The 20,444-nt window shown below is 63.7% G+C and carries 14 protein-coding genes and 2 pseudogenes; 4 read left to right on the plus strand and 12 right to left on the minus strand.

Annotated elements, in window-relative coordinates; genetic code table 11:
- Positions 1–252 precede the first annotated feature (252 nt).
- Genes PQR02_RS22165 through PQR02_RS22175 form a run of 3 tightly spaced genes read right to left on the minus strand, consistent with a single transcriptional unit; the run spans position 253 to position 2,866 of the window.
- Positions 253–444: a hypothetical protein gene (locus PQR02_RS22165; protein WP_408235837.1), complete on the minus strand. Its 192-nt coding sequence runs from the start codon at positions 442–444 to the stop codon at positions 253–255.
- On the minus strand, positions 419–1,423 hold the full coding sequence (cydB, locus tag PQR02_RS22170) for a cytochrome d ubiquinol oxidase subunit II (RefSeq protein WP_408235840.1): 1,005 nt from the start codon (positions 1,421–1,423) through the stop codon (positions 419–421). The genes PQR02_RS22165 and cydB overlap by 26 nt, the downstream gene beginning before the upstream one ends.
- A gap of 30 nt (positions 1,424–1,453) precedes the next feature.
- Positions 1,454–2,866, minus strand: coding sequence for a cytochrome ubiquinol oxidase subunit I (locus tag PQR02_RS22175; protein WP_408235843.1), 1,413 nt, complete (start codon positions 2,864–2,866; stop codon positions 1,454–1,456).
- Positions 2,867–3,634: 768 nt separating this feature from the next.
- Between PQR02_RS22175 and PQR02_RS22180 the strand changes: the two genes are divergently transcribed.
- Positions 3,635–4,456, plus strand: coding sequence for an alpha/beta fold hydrolase (locus tag PQR02_RS22180; protein WP_408235846.1), 822 nt, complete (start codon positions 3,635–3,637; stop codon positions 4,454–4,456).
- A gap of 177 nt (positions 4,457–4,633) precedes the next feature.
- On the opposite strand, the gene PQR02_RS22185 is transcribed toward PQR02_RS22180, so the two are convergent.
- The gene (locus PQR02_RS22185) at positions 4,634–5,173 is read right to left on the minus strand and encodes a DUF2867 domain-containing protein (RefSeq protein WP_408235849.1); all 540 of its coding nucleotides are present in this window, start codon (positions 5,171–5,173) and stop codon (positions 4,634–4,636) included.
- A 419-nt stretch (positions 5,174–5,592) separates the two neighbouring features.
- Between PQR02_RS22185 and PQR02_RS22190 the strand changes: the two genes are divergently transcribed.
- Positions 5,593–6,429 carry an NAD-dependent epimerase/dehydratase family protein gene (locus tag PQR02_RS22190; protein ID WP_408235852.1) on the plus strand — a complete coding sequence of 279 codons (837 nt, stop codon included), beginning with the start codon at positions 5,593–5,595 and terminating at the stop codon, positions 6,427–6,429.
- 27 nt (positions 6,430–6,456) lie between these two features.
- A complete protein-coding gene (locus PQR02_RS22195; RefSeq protein ID WP_408235855.1) occupies positions 6,457–7,758 on the plus strand; it encodes an MFS transporter in 1,302 nt (433 codons plus the stop codon).
- A gap of 303 nt (positions 7,759–8,061) precedes the next feature.
- On the opposite strand, the gene PQR02_RS22200 is transcribed toward PQR02_RS22195, so the two are convergent.
- The 5 genes and pseudogenes from PQR02_RS22200 to garL all read right to left on the minus strand — a co-directional run bounded on the left by PQR02_RS22200 (position 8,062) and on the right by garL (position 14,759).
- Positions 8,062–9,453: a hypothetical protein gene (locus PQR02_RS22200; RefSeq protein WP_408235858.1), complete on the minus strand. Its 1,392-nt coding sequence runs from the start codon at positions 9,451–9,453 to the stop codon at positions 8,062–8,064.
- A pseudogene (locus PQR02_RS22205) lies at positions 9,450–10,429 on the minus strand (glycosyltransferase family 2 protein). The gene PQR02_RS22200 and the pseudogene PQR02_RS22205 overlap by 4 nt, the downstream one beginning before the upstream one ends.
- A 326-nt stretch (positions 10,430–10,755) precedes the next feature.
- Positions 10,756–12,693, minus strand: a complete 1,938-nt coding sequence (locus tag PQR02_RS22210; protein ID WP_408235900.1) for a glycoside hydrolase family 28 protein — start codon at positions 12,691–12,693, stop codon at positions 10,756–10,758.
- 305 nt (positions 12,694–12,998) lie between these two features.
- Positions 12,999–13,931 (minus strand): annotated as a pseudogene (locus PQR02_RS22215) (2-hydroxy-3-oxopropionate reductase); the annotation flags it as partial.
- A 27-nt stretch (positions 13,932–13,958) separates the two neighbouring features.
- Positions 13,959–14,759, minus strand: a complete 801-nt coding sequence (gene garL / locus PQR02_RS22220) for a 2-dehydro-3-deoxyglucarate aldolase (protein WP_408235861.1) — start codon at positions 14,757–14,759, stop codon at positions 13,959–13,961.
- Positions 14,760–14,983: 224 nt separating this feature from the next.
- On the opposite strand from garL, the gene PQR02_RS22225 reads away from it, so the two are divergent.
- A complete protein-coding gene (locus PQR02_RS22225; protein ID WP_408235864.1) occupies positions 14,984–16,567 on the plus strand; it encodes an aldehyde dehydrogenase (NADP(+)) in 1,584 nt (527 codons plus the stop codon).
- Positions 16,568–16,714: 147 nt separating this feature from the next.
- Here PQR02_RS22225 and PQR02_RS22230 read toward each other — a convergent pair whose 3' ends face one another.
- The 3 genes from PQR02_RS22230 to kdgD all read right to left on the minus strand — a co-directional run bounded on the left by PQR02_RS22230 (position 16,715) and on the right by kdgD (position 20,229).
- Positions 16,715–17,458 carry a FadR/GntR family transcriptional regulator gene (locus PQR02_RS22230; protein WP_408235867.1) on the minus strand — a complete coding sequence of 248 codons (744 nt, stop codon included), beginning with the start codon at positions 17,456–17,458 and terminating at the stop codon, positions 16,715–16,717.
- A 199-nt stretch (positions 17,459–17,657) separates the two neighbouring features.
- Positions 17,658–19,016 carry an MFS transporter gene (locus PQR02_RS22235; protein WP_408235870.1) on the minus strand — a complete coding sequence of 453 codons (1,359 nt, stop codon included), beginning with the start codon at positions 19,014–19,016 and terminating at the stop codon, positions 17,658–17,660.
- Positions 19,017–19,311: 295 nt separating this feature from the next.
- Positions 19,312–20,229 (minus strand): 5-dehydro-4-deoxyglucarate dehydratase, encoded by a 918-nt coding sequence (kdgD, locus tag PQR02_RS22240; RefSeq protein WP_408235873.1) that lies wholly within the window; start codon positions 20,227–20,229, stop codon positions 19,312–19,314.
- Between the last annotated feature and the right edge of the window lie 215 nt (positions 20,230–20,444).

Below are 20,444 nucleotides of genomic sequence, written 5' to 3' on the forward strand. Positions count from 1 at the left end.
TGCTACCCCGCGTGTGCTGCGCCGAGCGGCGGCGCGGCGCGCCTTCCGGCGGCCCGCGCAAGTGGCGCTCTATCGTTGGGTTCGCCGGCTGCTTCGATGCGCCACGTCATGTGTAAGGCAGGTCTCCCCGCGCATAGGTTCCGGCTTGCTACGTAGACGAGCCGCGCGGGCATTTTTTTGAAGCCGCGCGGACAGCTTTGCGCCGCTTATGCGCGCCGGTTGAAGCACGCTCCGGCCGCGGCTTGGCCGCGTCTATTTGACTGCGAACAACGTCGCATTCATCAGAAGCTTGAACGCGAATCCAAGCGACATCGCCGACCCGACGCCGAAGCACCACAGCGCGATGAACCATAGCCAACCCGGCAGTTTGCGCCCCCGCGCCGGGGACGCGTGACGGACGGCGGGCACGCCGCGCCGCTCAGTGATAGTGATGTTGGTCGCCATGACGCACCTTGCCTCGAAATACCCAATAACCCATCGTCGTATAGGCGACGATGATCGGCAGAATCACCGCAGCGCCGACCAGCGTGAAGGTCTGGCTGGAGCGCGGCGCGGCGGCTTCCCACAGCGTCATGCTCGACGGGATCGCATACGGCCACAGGCTCACCAGCAGTCCCGCGTAGCCGAGCAGCACCAGCAGCAGCGCGAGCGCGAACGGCGTGTTCTGATGGCGCTCACGCACCGCGCGACGCATGAAGAACGCGCAGATCGCGACGAGGAACGGCACCGGCAGCAAGCGGTAGAAGAGGCCGTCGTGGAACCAGCGTTGCGCGATCGTCGGGTCCTGCAAAGGGGTCCACAGGCTGACCATCGCGATGAACCCGAGCAGCACCAGCGTGAGCGGCCACACTACGCGATGCAGCCGGCGTTGCAGATCGCCTTCGGTTTTCGTCACGAGCCAGCAGCAGCCGAGCAGCGCATAGGTCACGACGAGCCCGAGGCCCGTGAGCAGGCTGAACGGCGTGAGCCAGCCGAAGGCGTCGTCGGCATAGCTGCCGTCGACCACCGGGATGCCTTGCAGGAACGCGCCCAGCACGATTCCCTGGAAGAACGTCGCGCCCGCCGAGCCGCCGATGAATGCCAGATCCCACAAATGCTTCGTGCGATTGGCCTTGGCTCGGATCTCGAACGACACGCCGCGAAAGATCAGGCACACGAGCATGAAGATCAGCGGCAGATACAGCGCGGACAGCACGGTCGAATACACCAGCGGAAACACCGCGAACAGCGCGGCGCCGCCGAGCACCAGCCAGGTTTCGTTGCCGTCCCACACCGGCGCGACCGTGTTCATCATCAGGTCGCGTTCCTTCTCGTCGGGGAAGAACGGGAAGACGATGCCGATGCCCAGATCGAAGCCGTCCAGCACGACGTACATGAAAAGGCCCAACGCGATGATCGCGGCCCATACGACGGTTACATCCATTTTCTTTCTCGCAAGCGGTTGGGGTTGGACTCAGGCGGCGTCGATCAGCTGATCGGCGGCGGACAGGGGGCGGCGCGCGGTCTGGTTCGGCTCGTGGCGCGGCATGCCGTGCGGCGTGTGTCCCGGCAGCGCCGGACCCGCGCGCATCAGCTTGAGCATGTAGTAGATGCCGGTGCCGAACACGAGGAAGTAGACCGCCACGAAGGTCATCAGCGAAATGCCGACCTGCTGCGTGGTCAACGGCGACACGGCCTGCGAAGTGCGCATCACGCCGTACACGACCCATGGCTGGCGGCCCGCTTCGGTCGTGACCCAGCCGGCCAGCAGCGTGATGAAGCCGGTCGGGCCCATCGCGAGCGCGAAGCGCTGGAACCACTTCGATTCGAACAGGCGTCCACGGCGGCGCAGCGCCCATGCCGCGAGCGACATCACGATCATCAGCACGCCGAGCCCGGCCATGATGCGAAAGCTCCAGAACACCACCGTCGAGTTCGGGCGGTCTTGTGGCGCAAATTCCTTGAGGCCGCGAATTTCGCCATCCCAGCTATGCGTGAGGATCAGGCTGCCCAGATGCGGAATCGACACCGCGTAACGCGTGGTCTCGGCTTTCATGTCGGGAATGCCGAACAGGTTCAGCGCGGTGCCGCCTTTCTCGGTGTCCCACAGACCTTCGATCGCGGCGATCTTGGCCGGCTGATATTTGCGCGTGTTCAGACCGTGCTGATCGCCGACGAACGCCTGGATCGGCGTGAGGATCAAAAGCAGCCAGAGCGCCATCGAGAACATTTTCTTCACGGCCGGATCGCGCCGTCCGCGCAGCAGATGCCATGCGCCGACCGCCGCCACCACCAGCCCCGCGACGATGAACGCCGCGAGCGCCATATGCGCGAGCCGGTACGGGAACGACGGATTGAAGATGATCTTGAACCAGTCGAGCGGCACGACGTGGCCGTTCACGACCTCGAAGCCTTGCGGCGTTTGCATCCAGCTATTGGACGCGAGAATCCAGAAGGTCGAAATCAGCGTGCCGATCGCTACCATCAGCGTGGCGCCGAAGTGCGCGCGCGGACTCACGCGCTGCCAGCCGAACAGCATGATGCCGAGGAAGCCCGCTTCGAGGAAGAACGCGGTCATCACCTCGTACATCAGCAAGGGGCCGGTGACGGGGCCCGCGAAACTGGAGAAGCCCGACCAGTTGGTGCCGAACTGATAGCTCATCACGACGCCGGAGACGACGCCCATGCCGAAGGCCACTGCGAAGATCTTCGACCAGAACAGGCAAAGGTCTTTGTAGTACGCCTTGCCGGTTTTCAGCCAGCGCCATTCGAGGACGGCGATGAAGCTGGCGAGGCCGATGCTGAGCGCCGGAAACACGATGTGAAACGAGACGGTGAACGCAAACTGGATGCGGGCGAGATCGAATGCCGATAGTGCGGAGTTCATAAGCGTGTTGTGCGTGAGAGCCGCCTGGGCGGACTACGCGCGTCGACCGGTGTCGGTGCGCACTGCGGGGAGCAGATGGCGCAAGGGTAGGCGACGGCCGGGTTTTTTGCTGCGTCGCGACGTGCGTCAAAAAACCATCTTGCTTTACGTGGTGTTTGCGCATTTCTGAGGCAAGCCATTGATGTGTATCAGGTTTTTACGATCGGCTTGCCGGGTGCGTCAGGTCTGCCTGCGCTGAGGCTGCGTCAATCTACCGCTCTGCAGCAATGCGGCCCGCCGCGCTTCATCGCACTTCACCGCGTTCGGGCGCGCCGGTCGCAAGGGGTCGGCTTGGCTGTGAGTCGCCCGGCTTCGACAGGCCGGTCGCGTCCGGCATGTCGAAGCCGCGCCGTGGTCGGGTCTGCGTTCGTCGCCAGCCGACAATCCGTCCATCCCAACCGACTTTCCCGCGCGCCTCGGCTAGCCATTCGATGAGTTAGCCTCTACCATGCTCGTAGCCAACTGGCGATGTTGCCGGGCGAACTCACGCTCGAGCGGCAGGCACGCCACTAGCCATCAAGTCCGTATTCCCCGTTATTCGTTTCGAATAGTCATGCCGACGCGCCCGTGAGCAAACCTGCGGCGCGCGTCGCGAATCCCTTCATGAACATGCAGCGCAAGTTGGGCCGTGCCTGAACGGGCGTCCTGTCATGCGCCACGCGTATGTTCGAGAGCCACGCTTCATCCACCTGCCGGCGACGGCAGACTTCATCCATAAGGAGTCAGCAGATGAGCACGATCAAGACGAAAGACGGTACGGCAATTTTCTACAAGGACTGGGGCAAAGGGCGCCCGGTCGTGTTCTCGCACGGCTGGCCGTTGACCGCAGACGCGTGGGATGCGCAGATGCTGTTTCTCGGCAGCAAGGGCTTTCGTGTGATCGCACATGACCGGCGCGGTCATGGCAGGTCCGAGCAACCGTGGGACGGCAACGACATGGACACCTATGCCGACGATCTCGCCGCGCTGATCGACCATCTCGATCTGAAGGACGCCACGCTGGTCGGCCATTCGACCGGCGGCGGGGAAGTGGCGCACTACATCGGCCGGCATGGCACGCAGCGCGTCGCGAAGGCCGTGCTGATCGGCGCGGTGCCGCCGCTGATGGTGAAGACCGACAACAATCCGAACGGCACGCCGATCGACGTGTTCGACGGCATCCGCAAGGGTGTGGTCGATGATCGCTCGCAGTTCTTCAAGGACCTGGCGATGCCGTTCTACGGCTACAACCGGCCGGACGCGAAGGTGTCCCAAGGCGTGATCGATTCGTTCTGGCGGCAGGGCATGGCTGGCTCGATCAAGGGGCTGTACGACTGCATCAAGCAGTTCTCCGAAGTCGACTACACGGAAGATCTGAAGAAGATCGACGTGCCCACCCTGGTGCTGCACGGCGACGATGACCAGATCGTGCCGATCGACGCGGCGGGCCGTCAGACCGCGAAGATCGTCAGGAACGCGACGCTGAAGGTGTATGCGGGCGGCCAGCACGGCATGTGCACCGTCGAGGCCGACAAGGTGAATGCGGATCTGCTGGAGTTTATCGGTTCGTGACGGAGTGATGCGGGCTCGCCCGCATGCAGGCGCGAGTCGGGCGGGCGGCGCGCACGGGCGGTGATGGCCGCGCCGTGCCGTCCGCATGCCCGGCCGCGTCTGCGTTTGCCGTGGCTCTAAACCCCGCGCGTCATGGTCCACGCAGCAAAGCGGCTGCTCACCCGATGATCGTGCCGCTCACGCGCTCGGCCAGCCGACGCGCGCCGCTCGCCGCAATGCCGAGCGCACCACCAGCCGGTGAAACGGCGCGATCGCGAGAATATAAAAACGCCCGAGCCGGTTGTGGCAATGCACGACGGTCGACAGCACCAGATAGCGCGAACGGCCGTCGCGCGTATGACGGGTTTGCTGCAGCACCGACACCCGGAAGTCCAGATGACGGTCGTTCTCGCCGAGAATGATTTCATGCGCGCTGCGCGTGAAGATCCTGAAGATGTCGAGGCGCTCACGCGAGCCGCCGCAACCTTCCGTGCGCAACTGCTTCGCCGTCTTGAGTCCGAAGCGCGCGACGAGCGCATCGCGCAATCCCATCAGTTTCGCCACCCAGCCCGCCTGATGCGCGAACAGAAAGCGCGCCAGCAATTCCGGGTCGTTGGTTGCGTTGTCGGGCAGGCGGACCGCATACGCGTCGGCGAGATCCGGCGCGTGGTAGAGCCTCGCGACGGCGGATTCGCCAGGCAGCGCGACGGCTTGCACGGGGCGGTTGGTGTTGGGCATCGTGACGTGCTGTACCGGAAATGAAGCGGGTTCCAAAGGTGCGCGCGGCGACCACGATGGCGACAGCGGCGTAGCGGTTTCGCGCGTGCATGAGCGGAACAAGTCTACGCGTGCTTGCAGGCGAGCGTGGCCGATGGGATCGGCGCGCTGCCTGGATGACGGCATCGTCAGTCAATACCTTAGCGTTTAGTTATACGACATCGCATAAATTTGATCTTGCCATCTGATTGTTTAAACAAGGAAGCGTTTTAAGTCCCCCCTTGTACCAAGGGTAAATGCCGAGTTGAAATGCGCTTTCGTATCGTTGATAGTACGTTATCGTACAACTAACGCGGGCTATGCAGGCACCCTCCGCCGTCGCTCCACCGCTAGCTGTACCCCCAGTTCGATTGCGCGCGGCGCAGTAAAGGAACCCCCTTATGAAAAAGATTGCCCTGAGTGGCGCAGGCGGCCAGCTCGGCTCCGTCGTGCGCGCTGCAATGATTGCGCGCGGCACGCCGCTGCGTTCGGCGGCCGGCTCGAAAGCGCTGACGCCTCTCGTCGAAGGCGAGGATGTGATGCACGGCGACCTGCGCGATCCGGCGGTCGTCGATCGCCTGCTCGACGGCGTGGATGTGCTGATCCACTTCGCGGGCACGAGCGTGGAGCGCCCGCTGCCCGAAATCGTCGAGAACAATCTGCGCGGGCTGGTCGAGGTGTACGAGGGCGCGCGCCGACAAGGCGTGAAGCGCATCGTGTTCGCCAGCTCGAATCACGCGATCGGCATGTATCCGGTCACCGAACGGCTCAGTCTCGACTGCGAACTGCGCCCGGACGGTTTCTACGGCCTGAGCAAGGTGTGGGGCGAAGCACTCGCGCGCATGTATTGGGACAAGCACGGTATCGAGAGCGTGTGCGTGCGCATCGGCAGCTGCCTCGAACGGCCGGGCGAGCCGCGCCATCTGAGCACGTGGTTCGGTCATCGTGACCTGATGCACTTCCTCGACCGCTGCGTCGAAGCCGAAAACGTCGGTTTCCTGACCATCTGGGGCGTGTCGGCCAACACGCGCAGCTGGTGGGACAACAGCGGCGCCGAGCGTCTGGGTTATCAGCCGACCCAGAATGCCGAAGACTACGCCGCGGAGATTCTTGCGCGGCCGAATCCGCTCGACGCGTTGGGTCAACGCTTCCAGGGCGGCAGCTTTGTCGGTATCGACTATTCGCGCGACGATGCAGGCGCGGATGGTTCGGCCGCGCAAGCGGCACGGCCGCTCTGAGCGGCGCGGCATTACGAGGAGACAGTCATGAGAGTCAAGGGTATCCGCTGGTGGATGGTCAGTCTGGTCGCGGCCGGGCTCATCATCAATTACCTCGCGCGCAATACGCTGTCGGTCGCGGCGCCGACGTTGATGAAGGACCTCAACATCACCACCGAGCAGTACTCGCACGTGGTCGTCGCGTGGCAGCTTTGCTATGCGTTCATGCAGCCGGTCGCGGGCTTCGTGCTCGACACCGTCGGCACCAAGCTCGGCTTCGCGGCGTTCGCGCTCGCCTGGTCGCTGGCGTGCGCGGCGGCCGCGTGGGCCACAGGCTGGCGCAGCCTCGCATTTTTCCGCGGTTTGCTCGGCCTGGCTGAAGCGGCGGGCATTCCGGCCGGCGTGAAGGCGACGAGCGAATGGTTTCCGGCCAAGGAACGTTCGGTCGCGATCGGCTGGTTCAACATCGGCTCGTCGATCGGCGCGTTGCTGGCGCCGCCGCTGGTGGTCTGGGCCCTGCTGCGCGGGCAGTGGCAATTGGCGTTCGTGATCGTCGGCGTGGCGGGGATCGTGTGGAGCTTGTTGTGGATGGTGCTGTACAAGCATCCGCGGAAGCAGAAGCTGCTGGGCGAGCAGGAGCGCGAGTACATCCTCAGCGGGCAGGAAGCCAAGCATAGCGACGCTGGCGCGCCGAAGCGCAGCTGGCGCGCGATGCTGGTGAGCCGCGACTTCTGGGCGATCGGGATTCCGCGCATTCTGTCCGAGCCGGCCTGGCAGACGTTCAATGCGTGGATTCCGCTCTACATGATGACCGAGCGTCACATGAACCTGAAGGAAGTCGCGCTGTTCGCATGGATGCCGTTTCTGGCCGCCGACATCGGCTGCGTGCTCGGCGGCTATTTGAGCCCCCTGTTCCACAAGTACGCGAAGGTCTCGCTGTTCACGTCGCGCAAGATGGTGTTCGTGGTCGGCGCGCTGTTCATGATCGGACCGGCGTGCGTCGGCCTGGTGGCGAGCCCTTACATGGCGGTGGCGCTGCTGTGCGTCGGCGGGTTTGCGCACCAGACGCTGTCGGGTGCGTTGTACGCGATCACGTCCGATATGTTCGGCAAGAACGAAGTCGCCACAGCGACGGGTATGGGCGGCATGGCCGGCTATCTCGGCGCAGCGGCGTTCACGGCACTGTTCGGCGTGCTGGTCACGCAGATCGGTTACAGCCCACTGTTCGTCGTGCTGGCCGTATTCGATCTGATCGCCGCTGTTGTGGTGTGCCTGCTGGCGAAAAATCCGGGCAAGATGCCCGAGCCGAAGTGGATGACAACGGGTACGGCTGCTGCTGGCGCGAAGTAAGCGACGGGGGGGCCGCTCGGCTTGATCGAGGAGAGCGGCTTTCCGTCCTGCCAGAGTTGAAACCCGTGTAGTGGTAAAAAAACGCCCGATGCATTTTTCATCGGGCGTTTTTGCATTTTCATGGCTGATGCGGGCGTTTCTGGTTCTAGACCGGCACTGACCGCCTGACCAGCGGCGTGGCCGGGAGACGCGTTTTAACGCATCGGCCGCTTTGATCCAGTGTGTTCTGCCAGCCCTAGCGGAGTGGGGCGGATAGATAGAACCATGCTGATAACCAGAAACGGTCGCATGGTTCTTTGCTAGTCAATTGCCAGGCGGTTCGAATGTAATCGACTTCTTCTTGAAGAAGTAACGCATCCCGGAAGCAAATGCTCCGCCTTTATTGTCGCCTTCGACGAATGTGCCGATTGGGAAGTCATAGCCGCCTGCAATTTTGGCGTTGGGCATGGGAGGGACGGTCATCCCGTCGGCGGAACTCAGGCCCGAATCCCACAAGGCGATGCGTGCGTCGATGATCCGGTGATAGTTGCGGTAGTCGCTCGCGATGCCCGACACGTCAGTCGAGAGCGGCAGCAGGACCGAAGCGATCAATAGCAGCAGACCGGCCCGAGGCGCGCGCACCGGCCGCATTCGTGCAGCAAATAAACCCAGCGATCCGAGTGCAATGTAAAAGTAGCATTGCCGGATCGTGGCATGTCGCTCGCAGCATGCCAGTCCGAACTGATAATAAGCTGCTGCGAGCATGAGGAACGCGGCGCCGATCAACGATACGGCCAGAACGAGTCGCATCAACTGGCGCCTGCTGCGGGTCTCTTCTTTATCGAGAGAGAACAGGAAATAGGTGCCAAGGAAAAACGCAAGCTTCGAATGATAGATGGCCAGCGTGGTGAGTGTCGGGGAGCCGGGCACGGCTGGGCCGAAGAGTTCGCCGAAGAATGTCTGGACTGCGGCAAGCACCGCCGGCACCGGTCGATGAATCATGGTCTGATCGCCGAACATCTCGATGTTCTTGGCGACTCTTCCCGTGGCCATCATGTAAAGCACGCCGAGCGATATCACGAAAGGGACGACCCACCAGAATTTGAATCGGTCCCTGGTGATCATCGAGACGATGAACGCCAGCACGCAGTATCCGGCCGCAAACAGCGCGCCGATCTCGGTCGAGGTCGCCGCGACCACCAGCGCGACCAGGGTCACCACACGGCCGGCGGTCGTATCCGAGAATCCCGCGAAGTCGATTGTCAGCAGGATGGCCATTGCGGCGACGGTGGGTACATACGCCAGCGCGCCAAGAGGCCAGTAAAACACTTCGCCAACTTGATGACCGGCCAGCAGCAGGACCAGCAAAATAGCGGATGCGACAAAGCCCTTACGGGTCTTTGTGGACGGCCCAAGTAAGGCGGCGACAAGAATGGCCCAGCATGGCAGCAGCGCGGACGTAATAAGCGGACGGTTTGCTTTTTCGACGGCGATGCCGTATGCCCAGATGAACATTTCGGAAAGGGGGCGCGGACTCCAGTGCAGGAGCCGTTCCTTGATGATCCCGAAGCCCTCTTCGCGAACGTGGCCGAGCGTGATGTATTCATCTTGCCAGACGCCGAGAGGCGTCAGTCCCAGATAAACCAGAAAGGCTATTGCGCATAGCGCAAGTGCGGCAAATACGAGGGGGCGGTTATTCTGATCGATATTTCTCATTGAGCAGAGTTTGCTTTGTGGCTTTCGCCGCAGTTATAGACGTTGCGGACAATATAGACAGGGCGCCGCTTCGATTCGACATACATGCGCCCGACATACTCGCCGATTACACCTATACCGATAAGTTGCATGCCGCCGAGGAACAGGATCGCGGTGATTAGCGACGCATAGCCTGGCACATCGATGCCGCGGACGACCGTCCGGATGATCAGGTAGCTCGCATAGAAGAACGCCAGTAGCGCGGTGGCCCCACCGATGTAAGTCCAGATGCGCAGTGGAAGTGTGCTGAAACTCGTCACGCCTTCGAGCGCGAAATTCCACAGCTTCCAGCCAGAGAACTTTGAATCTCCCGCAGCTCTAGGCTGACGGACATATTCAATAGCGGCGGTCTTGCCGCCAACCCAGGCGAACAGGCCCTCATGAAGCGGCGGGTCTCGGGGAGTCTTTTGAGCGCGTCGACAGTACTGCGCGACATCAGGCGGAAGTCGCCGGCATTCTCGGGGATGCGAATGTCCGAAATGGCATTGTGGACCCGATAGAACATCGACGCGGAGTTGCGCTTTGCATAACTATCGGTCGTGCGTTCAGCCCGCATCGCGAGAACCACGTCATACCCTTCGCGCCACTTCTCGACCAGGGCCAGGATCGCGCCGGGCGGATCCTGCAGATCCGCGTCGAACGGTATGACCGCGTCGCCCGCGGCATGGTCGAGTCCGGCAGTCAGCGCGGCTTCTTTTCCGAAATTGCGCGAGAGATCCACGACCTTGATGCGAGGATCGCGAGCAGCATGCTCAAGCAAAAGGGACAGCGTGGCGTCATGACTTCCGTCGTTGACGCAAATGATCTCAAAACGGCTATTGGGAACGGTCGCAATGACCGGGCAAACCTCGGCAAAGAACTGGTCGATCATGGCCTCTTCGTTATAAAAAGGTACGACGATCGACAGGAGGTCCATGGGGTTGGAATTTTCTGTCATGACTTGTGCCACTGATCCGGTGTGCTTCCGCATGCATGACGGGTTTACGACGCTCGTTGCGAGCCACGGAACAGGCAGAAACATCGTTGTAATAGCTGTTTTTCATCGAGCCGGGTTGCATCAGTCAAGCAAGCGTTCGAGACTATTTTTGCTTGACAGCAATGACCGAAAATTGTTGCAAGCTCCTATTTTTTTACTCTAACTGGTCACTTCTTCTAATGGTCTCCGCTCGAGTCACTACCGCCCGCTGCATACTGAATCCCGCGCAAAAGAAAGCGGGGCGAAGGGGACCATGCCCTTCGCCCCGCCGCGTCGCTGCTTACCGCTTATCGCTTATCGACGACCGTCGTGTTGTAGGTCGTCGAGCCGATCACGACGTTATTCAACGTGATGCCGTTGACGTTGTACGCGTAGATCGGCCCCGGTATGCTCGCACTAGCCGGGCCGGCGCACACGGCGGTGCCCAGATTGCAGTTCGAGATCGTGACGCCGGTGATCGGCGGAATGGTCGGCGCCGGAGCGGGGCCGTTGTAGTCGAAAGCGACCGGTCCCTGTGCGACGATCGCCTGGAAGCACGAGCCCGTCGCGCCGCTGACCGTCACGTTGCTGGCCTGCACGTTCGAGATGTTGACGTTCTGCACCACCGCCGGACGCGTCCGGATCGCGTCGTTGGCCGGCTGGTAGTCGCAGTCGAAAGTGATCAGGCCGCCCTGGGCCGCCGACGGGTTGGCCGCCGTCGCCGTGACCACGCCGAGCGGCACGGTGCCGTTGATCGGGCTGCCGCTCAGCAACGCGCTGCCGTAGCCCGCGCCTTTCAGGCTCACGCCGTTAGGCAGCGTGACCGTGTCGACATAGAAGTTCTTCACGAAGCCGCCGCGATTCATATTCGTCTTGATGCGAATCGCGATGTTCAGCGGATTGGTCGCCCAGTTCTGATTGAGCATCTGCAGATTGCGCGCGTAGATGTTCTGCACGCCGCCGCCCATTTCGCTGCCGAGCGTGATGCCGCCGTGGCCGCTATTCATCGTGCAGTTCTGGATCACGTGATTCTGCGCGGGACCGTATTGCGTGTCGAGATCCTTGCCGGATTTGATCGCGATGCAATCGTCGCCGGTGTTGAAGGTCACGTTGTCGCACAGCACGTTGTCGCACGCGTCCGGATCGAAGCCGTCGTTGTTCGGGCCAATGCTGTTGGTCGTCACGCCGCGGATCACGACGTTCGTGCAATCGGTCGGATGGTGCTGCCAGAACGGCGTGTTGTTGGTGCAGTAGTTCTCCATCAGCACGTTGGTGCAGCCGATGAATTCGACCATGCACGGCCGCAGGTAATGCCCGACACCGAAGATCCGTTTGGCGACCGGCACGCCCGCCTCGGACAGCGCGGGCAGATAGTTCTGGTCTTCCTGCCAAGGCGTGGTCGGGCTGGTCAGTTGCGCGTAGAGCGCATCGGAAATGCCCGGCGCGGCGGTCTTCAGATCGACGTTGTTCGGATTGAGGTAAACCTGCGACGGTGTCGACGAACTCACGCAGCCGTAGGCGCCGTTCGAACCCTTGAAGGTCCACCAGCAGGTGGCGGTGTTGCCCGTGCCGGCGAACGGCGTCATCGCCTGGCCGTTGAGGACCGAGGTGGCGTCTTCACCGGTCAGCGCGATGTTGGTCTGGTTGCGCGCATAGACCGGCGAGCCGTAGTTCAGGCAATCGTTGGCCTGCCAGCGGCTAAAGAACAGCTTGCCGTTGGCGCCGCAATCGACCGGACCGTCCTTCGCGTAGTCGGCGGGGTTCGGGCTGAAGTAGATCGTGCAGTTCGCGCTGAGGTGGAAGTTCACGTTGCTCAACAGCACGATCGGTCCGGCGCAGTACCACGTGCCGGACGGCACGACCACGCGGCCGCCGCCCGCCGCGTTGCAGGCCTGGATCGCCTGGAGAAACGCGGGCCGCGAATCGAACGAGCCGGTGGCGTTGGTCTGCGCCGAGCCGGGGCTCGCGAGCGATGCGGCGCCCGTGTACGGATTGGCCGCGGCGACCACGGAGCAGGCCTGCGCGCCGTATTGGGTGACCACGAAGTCGCGTGCGGGGAACATTGACTGGGTGATGCCTTTCAGCGACGCGATGATCTGGGTCGCGGCGCCCGAGGTGCCCCAGATCGGGTCCTGCACTACCGGGGGTGAGGCCGGCGCGGGCGCGGCCGGCTCGTTGACCGAGCCGCCGCAGGCGGACAGGCCGCCGAGCAGGGTGGCGCCGGCGGACGTGCCGGCCAGCACCATAAACGCGCGGCGTCCCGCCGAGTGAGGTTCGGTCTGGTTCGGGGTTCTCGATGCGGTCCGCTTGCCGTTTTTGTTATGCCGGTTTGTCACGGATGTCTCCTTGCCCTTATGGGGCGTTGTCAGTAATCGTGGGTGCTGCCGGGGACGACGGCCCATCGGCGCAGTCTTTCAGCAAGATTAGTGATACTTAATATTTGTAAGGAAAGCCGATGACGGCGCTGGTGTTCAGGCCGCGTGCACGTACGCGCCGCTGCGCCGGCTCCCTCTGCATGGAACGGCGCAGCGGCGCGCGAACGGGGGCGGCTTCAAGCCGGCTGTTGGCCGATTTCGTGATTGGCGAGCACTTCGAGCGCGCGCACCATCGCGGAGTGATCCCACGCCTTGCCGCCATGGGCCACGCACGCGTTGAACAGCGCCTGGCAGGTGGCGGTGTTCGGCAGCGCAACGCCGAGCGCTTGCGCGGTGGACAGCGCAAGGTTCAGATCCTTCTGGTGCAGCTCGATGCGGAAGCCCGGGTCGAAGGTACGCTTGGTCATGCGCTCGCCGTGCACTTCGAGAATGCGCGACGACGCGAAGCCGCCCATCAGCGCTTCACGCACGCGCGCCGGATCGACGCCGGCCTTGGACGCGAGCAGCAGCGCTTCGCCGACCGCTTCGATCGTCGCGGCGACGATCACCTGATTGGCCACCTTGCACACCTGGCCGGCGCCGACCGCGCCGATCAGCGTGACGTTCTTGCCCACCATGTCGAACAGCGGCTTGACGCTGTCGAAGGTGGCGGGTTCGCCGCCCACCATGATGGTCAGCGAGCCGGCCTTGGCGCCCACTTCGCCCCCGGAGACCGGCGCGTCCAGATACTCCGCGCCGCGCTCACGCACGCGCGCGGCGAACTCGCGCGTGGCCATCGGCGAGATCGAGCTCATGTCGACCACTGTCTGCCCGGCGCGCAGCGCGCTCGCCAGTCCCTCATCGCCGAACAGCACGCGTTCGACGTCCGGCGTGTCCGGCACCATGATGAAGATCACGTCGGCCTGCGCCGCGACGGCGGCGGGGCTGTCGCACGCGAGCGCGCCGGCCTGGGTGAGTTCGTCGGGCACGCCGCTGCGCGTGAACGCGGCCAGCGCGACACCGTTCTTGAGAAGATTGGCGGCCATGGGCTTGCCCATGATGCCGAGTCCGATAAAGCCTGCTTTTTGCATGGAATGCTCCGAAGATGTCATGGCGGGCGTCTTTGCGGCTGACTTACGCCTGGTTTGGACCCGGGTTCAGCCCTGGCCCGCCGGTTTCTGCATGAAGTGTTTCTGAACCGTCTGCGCGGCGTTTTTCAAGAGCCCCATGTCCGCGCAGACCGCGATGACGCGGCAGCCCATCGCCAGATAGCGTTCCGCGTCCGCCTGCACCGGCGCGAGAATGCCGCTCGATTTGCCGGCCGCCTGCGCGCGCTCGAATACGCGCGCAATCGCCCGTTGTACTTCAGGATGGTTCGGGTTGCCGAGATGGCCGTAGCCGGCCGCGAGATCCGACGGACCGACGAAGACCGCGTCGACGCCGTCCACCGCGAGAATCTCGTCGATCGAGTCGACCGCCTTGCGGCTTTCGATCTGTACGATCACGCAGACGTTGTCGTTGGCTTGCTCGAAGTAGTCGCCCACGGTCGCAAAGCGATTGCCGCGATGGCTCACCGACACGCCGCGAATGCCTTGCGGCGGGTAGCGCGTCGCGGCGACCGCGCGAGCGGCGTCTTCACCGCTTTCGATGAACGGCACGAGGAAATTCGAGAAGCCGCTATCCAGCAGCCGTTTGATGAACACGCTGTCGTTGGCCGGCGGCCGGACGACCGGCGCGCTCGCGCTGTCCTTGAGCGACATCAGCTGGGGGATCAGCGTGAGCACGTCGTTCGGTGCGTGTTCGGCGTCCAGCAGCATCCAGTCGAAACCGATCACGCCCAGCAGTTCCGTGACGATCGGACTGGCGAGCGACGCCCAGCAGCCAATCTGGGTCTCACCACCACAGACGGCGCGGCGAAAGCGGTTGGGTAGGGCCTGGTAAGGCGTGACGGCTGGCATGCGATATCTCCTCGAACGACAATGGATCGGCGAGCTGCGGCGACGGCTATACACGATGTTATAGGTCGTCGTATGTCTTGTGCCAGATTAGCACCAGGCTCTCTGATTGTAACGGCCACGTAAACCCGAATTCCCCACCAGACAAGCGTTTCCGGTTGCGCGGAGGGTGCCTGATGTTGTAGGATGACCTATATCTAAAGCGTACATTTCAAGGAAAAGCGAGAATGTCTATTACCGGCGAAATGCTGATTGGCCGCCAGGCAGTGCGCGGCGAGGAACAACCCCTGCACGCGTTCAATCCCGCCACGGGTTCGGCGATCGCCGAACCGGTTTTCGGCAGCGGCGGCGTCGCCCAGGTCGAGCGTGCGTGCGAACTGGCGCAGCAGGCGTTCGACCCGTACCGGGCATTGCCGCTCACGGTGCGCGCCGAATTTCTCGAACGCATCGCCGACGGCATCACCGCTTTGGGCGATGCGCTGATCGAGCGCGCGCATCAGGAATCCGGTCTGCCGAAGGCGCGTCTCGAAGGCGAGCGCGGCCGCACGACCGGCCAGCTCAAACTGTTCGCGCAAGTCGTGCGCGCGGGCCAATGGCTCGCCGCGACGCTCGACTCGCCGCTGCCGGAGCGCAAGCCGCTGCCGCGCTCGGATCTGCGCATGCAGAAAATCGCGCTCGGCCCGGTCGCGGTGTTCGGCGCCAGCAACTTCCCGCTGGCGTTTTCGGTGGCGGGCGGCGATACGGCTGCGGCACTCGCGGCGGGCTGCCCGGTCGTCGTGAAGGCGCACCGCGCTCACCTCGGCACGTCGGAAATGGTCGGTCGTGTGATTCAGCGAGTCGCGCAGGAAATGGACTTGCCTGAAGGCGTGTTCTCGCTGATCGTCGGCGCGGGCAATCTGGTCGGCGAAGCGCTGGTGTCGCATCCGGCGATCAAGGCGGTCGGCTTCACCGGTTCGCGCGCGGGCGGTACGTCGCTGATGCGCGTCGCGGCGGCGCGCGCCGAGCCGATTCCGGTCTACGCGGAAATGAGCAGCATCAACCCCGTGTTCATCCTGCCGAACGCGCTGGCGCAGCGCGGCGACAGCATCGCACGCGGTTTCGTCGATTCGCTCGTGCTGGGCGCGGGCCAGTTCTGTACCAACCCGGGCCTCGCGATCGTGGTCGATAGCGATGCGCTGAAGGGCTTCGTCGCCACGGCGTCCGAAGCGCTGGGCGGCAAACTGGCCCAGACCATGCTGACCGCCGGCATTCATGCGGCGTATCAGGACGGCGAGAGCAAGCTCGCGGCGACCCGAGGCGTCGAAGCCGTGGCGCGCGGCGTCGATGCGACCGGCCCGACGCAGGCGCGCGCGGCGCTGTTCGTGACCGATGCGCTGACGTTCCTCGCGAACCCGGCGCTCGAAGACGAAGTGTTCGGACCGGTGTCGACCCTCGTCCGTTGCAAGGACGAGCAGGAACTGCTGGCGGTTGCCGAGCACTTTGCCGGCCAGCTGACCGCGACGCTGCAGATGGACAGCGCCGACATCGCCGTAGCGAAGAAGCTGGTGCCGATTCTCGAGCGCAAAGCCGGGCGTATTCTGGTCAACGGCTTCCCGACGGGCGTCGAGGTGTCGCATGCCATGGTGCACGGCGGCCCGTTCCCGGCTACGTCGGACAGCCGCGCGACGTCGGTCGGCACCACGTCGATCGAGCGCTTCCTGCGCCCGGTGTGCTACCAGGACTTCCCGGCGGATCTGTTGCCGCAAGCGCTGGCCGATAGCAACCCGCTGGATCTGTGGCGTCGTCGCGACGGCGAGATCACGCGCGGTTGAGGACGGTGTTGAGCTCGCGGCCCCGGTAGATCACGGGGCCGTGGGCGGAAGCGGAATAAAAAATGGCCGGGAAAATTTCCACGGCCATTTTTTTGCGTGCTGCGTGCGTGCAGCGCGAGCTTGAACGCGGCGCTTGCGCCATGTGCTTCAGCTATTCGCGTCGGCGGCCTCGTTCGCACGCCGCAAGCGTTCGCGGCTGTTGGACAGATGCATGCGCATTGCCGCGCGCGCGCCTTCCGCGTCATGTCGCGTGATCGCTTCAAGAATGCTTTCGTGTTCGAGATTGACGAGCGACAGATACGCATCCGGCTCCGCGCGCGCAATGCCCGCCGAGTCGAGCCGGTTGCGCGGAATCAGCGCGCTGCCCATTTGCGTGAGGATGTCGACGAAATAGCGGTTGCCCGTAGCGCGCGCGACCGAGATATGGAACTGCAGGTCGGCGTCGACACTATCCAGCCCGTTGTGGCGGGTGGCTTCGATCGCGTCGAGCGCGGCGCGCATGCGCGCGAGGTCTTCCTGCTTCGCGCGCTGCGCGGCGAGCCCGGCGCACTCCGTTTCGAGGCTGATACGCAGTTCGAGGATCGACAGCACGTCGCGCAGCGTGGTGGCGGGCACCATGTCGATGCCCAGCTTTTCGCGCTGCGGCTCCAGCACGAAGCTGCCGATGCCGTGCCGCGTCTCGATGACCTTGCCTGCCTGCAGGCGTGAAATCGCTTCGCGGATCACCGTGCGGCTCACGCTCAGCGTGACCATCAGTTGTGATTCGGTCGGCAGTTTGTCGCCCGGCTTCAGCGCGTTGGTCGCGATCTGCTCGGTGACGTAATTCACGACGAACTCGGCAAGATTGCGAGCGCGTCGTGGCGGTGCCGCGGATGCCAGTGGTGTAGCCATCGAAAACGCCCCTTGAATCAGATAGTTGCAGATACGCCCCTGCAATTCATTATACCGTCGTCTGACGACTGATTATATGAATGCCGGATCATTTTCGGCGCGTGCGCCCTGCATGACGGAAAAGCGCGCCGTGGGACGCCGGGCGGAGCAAAGACAGCGCTCGCCCCGACGCCCCGGAAGTACGATAACCGCGCGTCGATCAGGCTAGGCGCAGCTCGACCCGTTTGATGTCCTTGACGATCACGAGGTAGCTGAACACCGTGAGCAGCGCGTTCGCGCCGACGAACACCAGCGCGCCGTTGAACGAGCCGGTGCGCGCGACCAGGTAGCCGATCACGATCGGCGTGACGATGCCCGCCACGTTGCCGAACATGTTGAAGATCGCGCCCGACAGGCCGAGCGCTTCCTTCGGCGACGTATCGGCGACGACCGCCCAGCCGAGCGCGCCGATGCCTTTGCCGAAGAACGCGAGCGACATCAGCGCGACCACGATCCAGTCGGTCGACACGTAATTGCAGCCGATGATGCTCACCGACAGCAGCATCCCGCCGACGATCGGCACCTTGCGCGCGACCGTCAGCGAGCAGCCGCGCCGGATCAGTCCGTCCGACAGCACGCCGCCGAGCACGCCGCCCGAGAAGCCGCAGATCGCCGGCAGCGAGGCCACGAGGCCCGCTTGCAGGATCGTCATGCCGCGCGCCTGCACGAGGTAGATCGGAAACCAGGTCAGGAAGAAGTAGGTCAGCACGTTGATGCAGTACTGCGCGAGATAGACGCCGAGCAGCATGCGGTTGCCGAGGAGCTGACGCACCAGCGACCAGCCGCCGGCGTTCTCGATCGCGTTCGAGCGCGCATTTTTGTTGCCATGGTGGCCGGTGACGACGCCGCCGCCGTTCTGGATGTACTCCAGTTCGGCGCGCGAGACGCGCGGATGGTCGGCGGGATTCTTCATCACCTTCAGCCACGTGAGCGCGAGCACGAGCCCGATCGCGCCCATCACGACGTAGACCGTCTGCCAGCCGAACGCGTGGGTGAGCCACGCCATCAGCGGCGTGAACACGACGGCGGCGAAATATTGCGCCGCATTGAAAATGGCCGACGCGGTGCCGCGTTCGTTGGTCGGGAACCAGCTCGCGACCACCTTGGCGTTGGCCGGGAACGCCGGCGATTCCGCCGCGCCCATCGCGAAACGCAGCACGAACAGCGCGGCCACGGCCGCGCCCGTGCTGCCGAGCAGGCCGATCGAGCTTTGCAGCAGCGTGAAGAGAGACCACAGGAAAATGCTCGCCGCGTACACGCGCCGCGCGCCGAAGCGGTCCAGCAGCCAGCCGGCCGGCAGTTGCGACAGCACGTAGGCCCAGCTGAACGCGGAGAAAATGTAGCCCATGCGGATCGCGTCGAGGCTGAACGCGGTGCGCATCGCCGAGCCGGTCACCGAGAGCGTCGCGCGGTCGGCGTAGTTGAGCGTGGTGATCAGAAAGATCAGCAGCAGGATCGCGTAGCGGACTTTGGTGCGCGTGACGGCGTCGGCGGGGTTCGCCGTGCGGCTCATGTCCATGGTCATCTCCTGAAATTGTTATGCAAGGGAGCGGGCTCCCGGGTCGGGCGGCGCAATCGAGCGGCGCGGCCCTGGTCGATACGTTTGGCGATCCGGGACGGTGCGGCTGCGCGTACAGCGTCGCGCGCGGCGGCCCGTCGTTCTTGTAAAACAGTGGGCGCCGGGCGGCAACGCTGGTCGCGCTACAAAAAACGCCCGGCGACGTTGCCGTCCCCGGGCGCTCGTTGCGCGGCCGTCCATGCGGCCTTTTCGAACGTGTCTGCCGGATGTGCGTCCCGGCAGTTGCGCCGGCGAATTACTGCGGCCCGAGCTTCTTGATGAGCGCGTCGAGCTGTTCCATCTCTTCGCCGGTCAGGTCGGTCAGCGGCGCGCGCACCGGGCCGGCGCTATGGCCGACCAGCTTCGCACCTGCCTTCACGATGCTGACCGCGTAGCCTGCGCGGCGGTTGCGGATCTTCAGGTACGGCAGGAAGAATTCGTCGATCAGCTTGCCGACCGTTGCGTGGTCGTCCGCGGCGATCGCGCGGTAGAAGTCCATCGCGGTCTTCGGAATGAAGTTGAACACCGCCGACGAGTACACCGGCACGCCCAGCGCCTTGTAGGCCGCGGCGTAGACTTCCGCGGTCGGCAGGCCGCCGAGGTACGAGAAACGGTCGCCCAGACGGCGGCGGATCGTCACCATGTTTTCGATCTCGCCCACGCCGTCCTTGAAGCCGATCAGGTTCGGGCAGCGCTGCGCCAGACCTTCGAGCATGTCGGCGTTGAGCTTCGAATTCGCGCGGTTGTAGATGATCACGCCCATGTTCGGCACGGCCTTGCAGACTTCTTCCGCGTGCGCGGCGATACCTTCCTGGCAGGCTTCCGTCAGGTAGTGCGGCATCAGCAGAATGCCGTTCGCGCCGTGGCGCTCGGCTTCCTTCGCATAGGCGATCGCGACGCGGGTCGGGCCGCCGGCGCCGGCCAGGATCGGCACCTTGCCTTTGCAGACTTCGGTGGCGGTGCGCACGACATTCGAATAATCCTCGTGCGTCAGGGAGAAGAATTCACCCGTGCCGCCGGCGACGAAAAGCGCCGAAGCGCCGTACGGCGCGAGCCATTCGAGGCGTTCTGCATACGTGTCGGCGCGGAAGTCGCCTTGTGCGTCAAAGTCGGTAACGGGGAAGGACAGAAGACCTTCCGAAACGATCTGCTTCAGTTCCTGCGGTGTCGTCATGATGAGTATCCGGGCGTCGGTGTGAATCGAATAATCGAAATTCATTCGAAATGGAGATTTCTTATACGTCATCGTACAACAACAAAACGGGTAACTCAACGGGGTTTTCGCGGCATAATGCTGGGCATAGGGTAAATACGGAACATCCTTGCCAACTTTCGTGTTGTAGGATGACGTATGAATAGCCGGCGCGGCAGGCGTACCGGGCCAAAAGG

It is taken from the genome of Paraburkholderia sediminicola (assembly GCF_046026895.1).
Taxonomy (GTDB): domain Bacteria; phylum Pseudomonadota; class Gammaproteobacteria; order Burkholderiales; family Burkholderiaceae; genus Paraburkholderia; species Paraburkholderia sediminicola_C.

Bases quoted from the DNA above. Each gene is read 5' to 3' on its own strand.
- PQR02_RS22165 (WP_408235837.1), bottom strand. From the start codon at position 444: ATGGCGACCAACATCACTATCACTGAGCGGCGCGGCGTGCCCGCCGTC.
- cydB (WP_408235840.1), bottom strand. From the start codon at position 1,423: ATGGATGTAACCGTCGTATGGGCCGCGATCATCGCGTTGGGCCTTTTC.
- PQR02_RS22175 (WP_408235843.1), bottom strand. From the start codon at position 2,866: ATGAACTCCGCACTATCGGCATTCGATCTCGCCCGCATCCAGTTTGCG.
- PQR02_RS22180 (WP_408235846.1), top strand. From the start codon at position 3,635: ATGAGCACGATCAAGACGAAAGACGGTACGGCAATTTTCTACAAGGAC.
- PQR02_RS22185 (WP_408235849.1), bottom strand. From the start codon at position 5,173: ATGCCCAACACCAACCGCCCCGTGCAAGCCGTCGCGCTGCCTGGCGAA.
- PQR02_RS22190 (WP_408235852.1), top strand. From the start codon at position 5,593: ATGAAAAAGATTGCCCTGAGTGGCGCAGGCGGCCAGCTCGGCTCCGTC.
- PQR02_RS22195 (WP_408235855.1), top strand. From the start codon at position 6,457: ATGAGAGTCAAGGGTATCCGCTGGTGGATGGTCAGTCTGGTCGCGGCC.
- PQR02_RS22200 (WP_408235858.1), bottom strand. From the start codon at position 9,453: ATGAGAAATATCGATCAGAATAACCGCCCCCTCGTATTTGCCGCACTT.
- PQR02_RS22210 (WP_408235900.1), bottom strand. From the start codon at position 12,693: ATGGTGCTGGCCGGCACGTCCGCCGGCGCCACCCTGCTCGGCGGCCTG.
- garL (WP_408235861.1), bottom strand. From the start codon at position 14,759: ATGCCAGCCGTCACGCCTTACCAGGCCCTACCCAACCGCTTTCGCCGC.
- PQR02_RS22225 (WP_408235864.1), top strand. From the start codon at position 14,984: ATGTCTATTACCGGCGAAATGCTGATTGGCCGCCAGGCAGTGCGCGGC.
- PQR02_RS22230 (WP_408235867.1), bottom strand. From the start codon at position 17,458: ATGGCTACACCACTGGCATCCGCGGCACCGCCACGACGCGCTCGCAAT.
- PQR02_RS22235 (WP_408235870.1), bottom strand. From the start codon at position 19,016: ATGGACATGAGCCGCACGGCGAACCCCGCCGACGCCGTCACGCGCACC.
- kdgD (WP_408235873.1), bottom strand. From the start codon at position 20,229: ATGACGACACCGCAGGAACTGAAGCAGATCGTTTCGGAAGGTCTTCTG.